Raw genomic sequence first — 5,720 nt, 5'->3', positions numbered from 1 at the left:
GAAGTCCAGCCGGTACTCGCCCGGATCCAACGCCAACTGGAAACCGCCTCGCGCGTCGGTGGTGACGGGGACCTCGAAGCCCATGGGGGGTTGGGGCCAGCCCGGGAGGGCGCCCACCGGCTCCACCACGAGGCGCACGCCCGACGCCGGGTTCGCGGGGTCCGGCTGTCGCACGCTGCCCGTCACCACCATGCGCAGCGGGCACGTCGCGTCCGGCAGCGTGCTGTCCTGCGCGGGCACCGTCACCGGATGGAGCGTCAGGCGCGCCATCGACGAGGGGGGCGGGACGATGACCAGCGTGAGCGGGGAATCGGGAGGGCCGGGCAGGGAGGTGAGCTGGTAGCGGCCCTGCGCGTCCGTCAGCACGGGCAGGCCCTCGAAGGTGCCGCCGCCGCCCACGCGCCCCTGGAGGGAGACGCGTGCACCGGCGATGGGCACCCCGTACTGGCCCTCCAGCACCCGGCCCTGCACGCGCACCGGAGCGCCCGGGTCGCCCAGCTCCAGCGGCCCGGTGGCGCCGGCCGAAGGTGACACGACGAACGTCTTGCTCGGCACCAGGTCCCCGGCGTTCAGCGGCGACGCGCGCAGCAGCACCGTGGGGCGCTCCGCGTCCTCGGCGCTGAGCACGACCTGGAACGCGCCCGTGCCCCTCACGACGCGCATCCGCTGGGACAGGGGCCGCAGCGATTCATCCAGCGCCTGGACCTCCATCTCCGCGTCCACCCGCTGCGTGCCCTGCCGCACCAGCGTCCCCGTGAGCGTCACGAGCCGCGAGGCGGTGGGCAATTCGAACGCCACGGCGCCGCCGGTGCCCGGCTCCACCGTGGTGGTGCGCGCCAGCGGTGGCAGGCCCGGATCCACGGGGGTGAGCGTCACCCGGTAGTCGCCCGTGCCCACGGGCAGCACCCACGCGCCGTCGTCCGGGACGAGCGTTGCCTCATAGCGGCGCGCGACGCCCGGGATGAGCAGGCTCTCTCCGGTGGCGAGCAGGTGGATGGGCCCGCGGTAGGCGGCGGGCGCCGTGCCTCCGTCGACGGCGGGCACCGTGCCCCGTGACACCCGGCCCTTCAGGCGCACGGGGCCGAACAGCTCCAGGTTCTGCTCCGCGCGCAGCCGGTCCACCGGGAAGTCCTGGGCGTGCAGGCCCGCCTTGGGGTTTGCCTGCACCTCCACGACGATGTCGTCGCCGGGGCTGCCGCAGCCGTCCGCGAAGCACACCTGGGCCCCGACGCAGTCCGCGTCGGAGCGGCACACCAGCTGCTCCGGCGGCGGATCGTCTTCCAGGAAGGCACATCCCGCGCCCGACACCCAGAGCGCCAGGGCGAGGGTCCGGAGCGCGCGCCTCACTGACAGTCCCCCGCCACCGTGTTCACCACCCACGAGTACGAGGTGACGAAGCCCGGGTCCTTCACGAGGCCGCCGTCGGGGAGGAGCACCTCTTCGGGTGGATCCGGCTGACGCTGGGTGAGGTGCCGGTCCGTCACCAGCGCCTCCACCAGGTGGATGCCCGGCGTGCCCAGCGGGTTGTTGGCGGAGCGCAGGTCCATGTGCAGCGTGCCCCGGTCGTCGCGCCGGGGCTGGCCGGTGTTGGCGAGGACGATCTGCCGGTAGTAGCCCTCGGGGTTGGACGGGTTGTAGTCCACGTACCACTCCACCGTGAGCCGGTCGTCCACGTCCGGGTCCTCCACCACCACGCTGAAGTCCTGCGTGCAGCTGCCCACGCCGAAGGCGCGCAGGATGCGCTCGGAGGGCTCCACCTGCTCCTCCACCACGCGCGGCGGCCGGTTCTTGAACTCCGGGACGGCCTCCAGCAGCGCCTCATCCTGGGGGATGAGGCACCCGGCGCCCGCCGCGAGCGAAGCGAGGCCCAGGCCGGCCACCAGCCGCTGGAGGATGCCTCGGGGCTGTCGCGTCGCGTGGGGATGCATGGCGTGGCGCAAGCCTACAGCAGTTCTTCGTTCTCCTCGGGGGGCAGGGGACGTCCCGTCTTCTCCGCCTCCAGCTTCTCCAGGTGGCGGAAGATGGTGCGCGGATCCACGCCCAGGTCCTTGGCCGTCTTGGTGCGGTTGCCGTTGTTCCGGGCCAGCACCTCGTTGATGTAGCGCTTCTGGAACTCTTCCTTGGCCTGGATGAGCGGCATGATGGGCTCCAGGTTCTCCGGCTTGAGGTCCAGGTCGTCCGGGCCCAGGAGCGGTTTGTCCGCCAGCACCACCGCCTTCTTGAGGCGGTTCTCCAGCTCGCGGATGTTGCCCGGCCAGCCGTACTTCTTCATCGACACGGCGGCGGCGGGCGTGAAGCCGCGGGCCTTGGAGTTGAACTCGCGCGCGTACTTCTTGATGAACACCTGGCTCAGCAACACGATGTCCTCACCGCGCTCGCGCAGGGGCGGCAGCTTCACGGTGACGACGTTGAGGCGGTAGTAGAGGTCCTCGCGGAACGCGTTGCGCTTGACCTCCTCCTCCAAAATCTTGTTCGTCGCGGCCACCACGCGGATGTCCACCGGCTCGCCGCGGTTCTCGCCCACTTTGTAGACGACCTTCTCCTGGAGTGCGCGCAACAGCTTCACCTGGAGCTGGAGCGGCATCTCGCCAATCTCGTCCAGGAAGAGGGTGCCGCCGATGGCCGCCTGGAACTTGCCGGCCTTCGTCGCCACCGCGCCCGTGAAGGCGCCCTTGGCGTGACCGAACAGCTCGCTCTCCAGCAGGTTCTCCGGGATGGCGCCGCAGTTCACCGTGATGAACGGGCCCTTGGTGCGCGGCGAGCGGCGGTGGATCTCCCGCGCGATGAGCTCCTTGCCGGTGCCCGTCTCGCCGGTGATGAGGACGGAGATGTCCGTGGGGGCGATCTTGTCGATGCGCTTGTACACGTCCCGCATGCCGGGGCACGCGCCCACGATGTCGCCGTAGCGCTGGTCCTCCAGCTTGCGCCGCAGCTCCGTGTTGTCGAGCTTGAGGTCGTTGACGAGCATCGCGTTCTGCAGGAGCAGGGACGCCTGCGCCGCGAACACGGTGAGCATGTCCAGGCTCTTGGGCTCGAAGCGGTTCACCAGCCGGTCGTTGCCCACGTAGAGCACGCCGAACAGGTCCCCCTTGTGCATGACGGGCACGCACATGACGGAGTGGACCTTGAGGTTGACCACCGACTCGCTGGCCTTGAACTCCGGGGTGTCCAGCGCGTCCGCGACGATGATGGCCTTCTGGTCCTTCACCACCTTGGCGATGATGGAGTCAGACAGCTTCTCCACCGCGTCCTCGATGTTCTCGCGCGCCACGTTGCGCGCCGCCTTCATGCGCGGCTCGCCGCTGTCCATCAGGATGAGGAAGCCCTTGTCGGCGCGCGTCACCTCGATGGCCTCGTCCAGCAGGCTCTCCAGGATGCGGTCCACGTCGTAGCTGCCGAAGAGGCGCTCGCTGAACGCGGTGAGCCGCTTGAGCAGCACCAGCTCCCGGCCCGCGACCCCGGGCAGCTCCGACGTGTGCGAGTCGGAAGAGCCGGCGACGGGGGACGCGAAGGACGCGTCGCGCTCGGGCAGCTCGCGGCGCACGGGTTCGCGCAGGGCGTCCTCGCGGGAGAAGGTCAGCTCCGTCCCGCCTACCTTGACGACGTCGCCGGTGGACAGCGCGTGGTTGTCGCGCCGCTTGCCGTTGACGTGGAAGGTGGCGCCCAGGCTGCCCACCTCGTAGCGGGTGCCGTCGAAGGTGACGTGCAGGGCGTTGGGAGGCACGCCCGAGTCCTCCAGGGGCACGTCGTTGTCGGGTCCCCGGCCCAGGCTGGTGATGCGCTTGAGCAGGGAGACCGTGCGGACCTTTCCATCGGGGGTGCGGACGGTGAGGCTGGCCATGAGCGGAGCGCTTCCGGGGCTAGAACGTGAGGGAGAGACCGGCGCCCAGGCCACCCCGGGTGGAGTAGAGCCGCAGGCGCGGGGGAGGGATGCTGGAGACGGTGGGCGGCGTCGGTTCCGGGCGGGACTCCACGGTGGTGTTGCTCACCACCTGGTCCTCGTGGTGGTAGACGGCGTCCACCACGCCCAGCGTGTACACGGTGTAGAAGCCGGTCGCGGACGCAAGCTTGAGCAACTGCCAGGTGTCCGCCTGCCGGGCGCGGTCGGTGGGGATGTAGCGCACCGGGATGGCCGCGAAGCCGTCCTCGTCCAGGACGTTGTCCAGCCTGACGAGGCGCTCCTCGAAGAGCGAGTCGTACGCGAAGAAGGCGATGATGCTGGTGACGGCGAGCGCGCCCTCCGTGGCCGCGAAGACGATGCCCATGCTGTTGCGGCCCTGCTGGAACTGGCCCGCGCCGAACGGGACGAAGTTGACCAGGAAGTTGCGCTTCTCCACGGTGCGCACCGTCACCTGACGGGCCAGCTCCTCCGCGCGGCGGCGCTGCGTCTCCAGGGCGACGCGCTCCTGCTCCCGGCGCTCGGCCTCCGCCTTCTCGCGCTCCAGGCGCAGGCGCTGCTCCTGGCGGAGGAAGTCGCGCTCGCCGGCCATCTGGTTCTTCAGCTCGTCGAAGAAGGCGACGGCCGGGGGCGGGACGACGAAGGGGTCCAGGCTGAAGTCGGGATCCAACCGGAGGACGGCGCGCAGGTGGCGCTCGGCCTCCTCGGTGCGGTTCAGGTTGAAGGCGGACAGGCCCGCGAGCTTGTGCAGCTCCACGAGGTCCTCTTCGGGCAGGTCGCCGCGGTCGATGCGCTGGCCGGCGCGCTCCAGCACCTCGGCGTACTTGCCGTATTCGAAGCCGGAGCGCAGGGCGGAGACTTCTGGATCCGCGCTGGGCACCGGCTGTGCGCGCACGGAGGCGGGACCCAGCAGGGCCAGCACCAGCGATGCGAGGAGCAGCGGGCCTCGGCTCATTCGGGGCGCAGGCTTCCGCGAAGGGTGGTGGGCTTGCCCGGCTCCAGCAGGACGACGCGCTTCTCCGTCTTGTACCCGGGCGAGGTGATCTCCACCTCCACGCGGTGCTGGAAGCTGGCGGGGCCCCGGGGCGAGCGGATGTCGAAGGGATGCTGGAGGCTGTCGTGCGCGGTGCGCTCCACGTCGCCAATGCGCACGATGGCGTCGGGCGGCTGGTAGTCGAACGTGAGCTGCGAGGGCTTGAGGAGGGCGCGCAGGCGGAAGACGTTCTCGCCCTCGGCCTTCACGTCGATGGTCTCCGTCGCGTCCTCGCAGTAGCCGCACGAGACGGTGATGGTGTGCGGGCCCGGGGCCACGTGCACGTCGTGCTGCGCGAGCTGCTGCGCGCTGGCCGGGCCGCCGTCCACGCGGATGGAGCCGTAGGGGCGCACCAGGATGGACACGGGGAGCCGGCCGTTGCGCGCGTTCTTGGACGCGTCTTCCGGAGGATCGATGCTGGCCACGACCACGGGGCGCGGTCCGGTGCGCTCTCCCACGAGGGTGCGCGGAGGGGGCTCGGGGTCGCGTCCGGGCGTCGTGGGCTGGGTGCCGGTGATGGCGACAGGCGGAGGCTGGGAGCCCGTGCCCCGCGGGCCCGTGGTCGCACCGGTCGAACCTCCCGTGCCCTGCGAGCCCGGGCCACCCACGCCTCCGGTGCCTTGAGGACCCGTGGGCACGCCGGTCGCGCTGTTCGTACCCTGCGGATCCGTGCGCCGCGACCCCGTGCCCTCCGACTGCGCCGGGGAGGCTCCGGTCATGCCTGCCTTCGTGGGGCCCGGGGCCGGGTCCGCCGGGCGGGAGCGGTTCCACTGCCAGCCGCCCAGGCCC

4 protein-coding genes and 1 pseudogene are annotated in these 5,720 nt (G+C 71.2%); all 5 read right to left on the bottom strand.

Annotated features, from left to right (window positions below; genetic code table 11):
- On the bottom strand, positions 1-1,347 hold a 1,347-nt coding region (locus tag D7X12_RS38625), incomplete at its 3' end, for a carboxypeptidase-like regulatory domain-containing protein (protein WP_120630165.1).
- On the bottom strand, positions 1,344-1,928 hold the full coding sequence (locus D7X12_RS38620) for a hypothetical protein (RefSeq protein ID WP_120630164.1): 585 nt from the start codon (positions 1,926-1,928) through the stop codon (positions 1,344-1,346). The genes D7X12_RS38620 and D7X12_RS38625, both read right to left, overlap by 4 nt.
- 14 nt (positions 1,929-1,942) lie before the next feature.
- Positions 1,943-3,841, bottom strand: coding sequence for a sigma 54-interacting transcriptional regulator (locus tag D7X12_RS38615; RefSeq protein ID WP_120630163.1), 1,899 nt, complete (start codon positions 3,839-3,841; stop codon positions 1,943-1,945).
- 19 nt (positions 3,842-3,860) lie between these two features.
- On the bottom strand, positions 3,861-4,853 hold the full coding sequence (locus D7X12_RS38610) for a tetratricopeptide repeat protein (RefSeq protein ID WP_120630162.1): 993 nt from the start codon (positions 4,851-4,853) through the stop codon (positions 3,861-3,863).
- Positions 4,850-5,720 (bottom strand): annotated as a pseudogene (locus D7X12_RS38605) (serine/threonine-protein kinase); the annotation flags it as partial. The pseudogene D7X12_RS38605 and the gene D7X12_RS38610, both read right to left, overlap by 4 nt.

Origin of the sequence: Corallococcus sicarius (genome assembly GCF_003611735.1) — a bacterium.
In the GTDB taxonomy this organism is placed as follows: Bacteria; Myxococcota; Myxococcia; order Myxococcales; family Myxococcaceae; genus Corallococcus; species Corallococcus sicarius.
This window is presented reverse-complemented; position numbering and strand designations above follow the sequence as displayed.